This window comes from Enterococcus gallinarum NBRC 100675, from assembly GCF_001544275.1.
Lineage (GTDB): Bacteria > Bacillota > Bacilli > Lactobacillales > Enterococcaceae > Enterococcus_D > Enterococcus_D gallinarum.
In genome coordinates this window covers 1-1,551 of sequence record NZ_BCQE01000010.1, presented here as the reverse complement: position 1 = coordinate 1,551, position 1,551 = coordinate 1, and the positions used below count along the sequence as shown (strand labels likewise).

Genomic DNA, 1,551 nt, shown 5'->3' with positions numbered 1-1,551 from the left:
ATGACTATTATGGATTTATGGTGGCGAGTCAAAGCAACTTTAATCAATGTGTGGGCAATAAAGATCCTGGAAGTTGTTTATTGATTCTAGGTCGTGGAGGTTATGCGGCGGCAGGTATTACTGAAGGCAGTCCATATTATCAAGGCGCAATGAGTATCATAAAGTCCTATAACTTAACGGAATATGATGCCATTGCGATCAAGCATTGGAATAGCCTACCAACAAAAAAAACTTCGCTTATTGCAGGAAAAAGTAAAGGCAATGCGAAAGTTTTAGATCGGATCATTGGACGACCCGTAAATAATGGGGAATGTTATGGTGGCACGGCGTGGTATGTCTCCCAATTAGGAGGCCCACAATTAATGGGTTCTGGGCATATGTTTGCGATGTTAATAGGGGAAGATTATAACTGGGCAACCTATGGCTGGCAAGTAATCATGAACCCAAAACCAAGTGATTTACAAGCAGGAGATGTGGTGAATTGGCAAGCAGGTGGTACACTATCCCCTGGAATTTATGGTCATACCGGTATCATAACAGATGTCTCAAATAATGGACAAAGTTTCTCCACTGTAGAACAGAATGCCGAGCAAGGACGGATTATGGCTCGGTATCAACGCACGTACAATCAAACAAAAATTCGTAGTCTGGTTCGTAAGGTGAAATAAGAAAGGCAGTGACTAGAAGCGTGAAAAAAGGGATAATTTTAGTATTTAGTTGGTTATGTTTGATAGGCCTTACTGGTTGTCATTGGTTTTCTTCTGAAAAACAAAAAACACAATTGACAACGACAGAAGAAACAATCGAAGCAGTAAAAGAAACAAGTGGAACTCTTCAAAGTACTGAAAGTAACAGTCAAATTGGTTCATTAGAAGACGAGACAGCGCAACAAATAGATGAAATGACAAAAAATTTCTTAAAAGATTTTGCTAGAAAATGGAGTAATTTCACAGATGTTTATAAATGCAATCAAGCTGTAAGAGATTATATGACAGATCGTTGTATTAAAGACAATAGTATTGATATAGACCCACATGTACAAATCAATACAACTGGGAAACTTTATCAGGTGACACAAGATATAGAGAATCCGGATCAATATTTGTTATTTGGAGAAGAAACAATGAATGAAGTCACTCAATTTGTATTACTTCAATTGAAAGTAGATAAAGAAGCACAAAAGATTGATGGGATTAAGATTTATTATGTACGGAGTGCGTATTAAAAGAAAAAGAACTGTGATAATTATTGTAATTAAATCGAATAGAGATTATTTATTTTCAATTAAAAACAGAGATAGAATGAATACTTATTCTATCTCTGTTTTCTATTGGACTAATCTAGATATTTTTTCATTTTCTATTTAATTTGATTCCTACTGCAATAGAAGACAATAAAATTACTAATCCAGCTAAAATTCCTGATGATTCTTTTTCACCCGTTTGAGGAAGAGTATTATTTGACTTTGAATTATTATTTGAAATATTCTTCTCTGTGATTAGAGTTTTAGGGGTAGTATTTTTTAAAGTGACTGCTTTACCTGAATCTTCA

The 1,551-nt window shown here is 34.9% G+C and carries 3 protein-coding genes; 2 read left to right on the top strand and 1 reads right to left on the bottom strand.

Translation table 11 applies throughout. The annotated features are described in order from the left end of the window. Both EG2_RS07185 and EG2_RS18340 read left to right on the top strand, forming a co-directional pair. Positions 1–668: CHAP domain-containing protein (locus tag EG2_RS07185; protein WP_156424232.1), on the top strand; the 668-nt coding region annotated here is incomplete at its 5' end. Between the two features lie 20 nt (positions 669–688). Next, entirely contained in the window at positions 689–1,225 is a 537-nt protein-coding gene (locus tag EG2_RS18340; RefSeq protein ID WP_082709534.1) for an EF0163 family protein, read from the top strand. 127 nt (positions 1,226–1,352) lie between these two features. Here EG2_RS18340 and EG2_RS07175 read toward each other — a convergent pair. Beyond that, the coding region (locus EG2_RS07175; protein WP_156424231.1) for an LPXTG cell wall anchor domain-containing protein at positions 1,353–1,551 on the bottom strand (199 nt) is incomplete at its 5' end.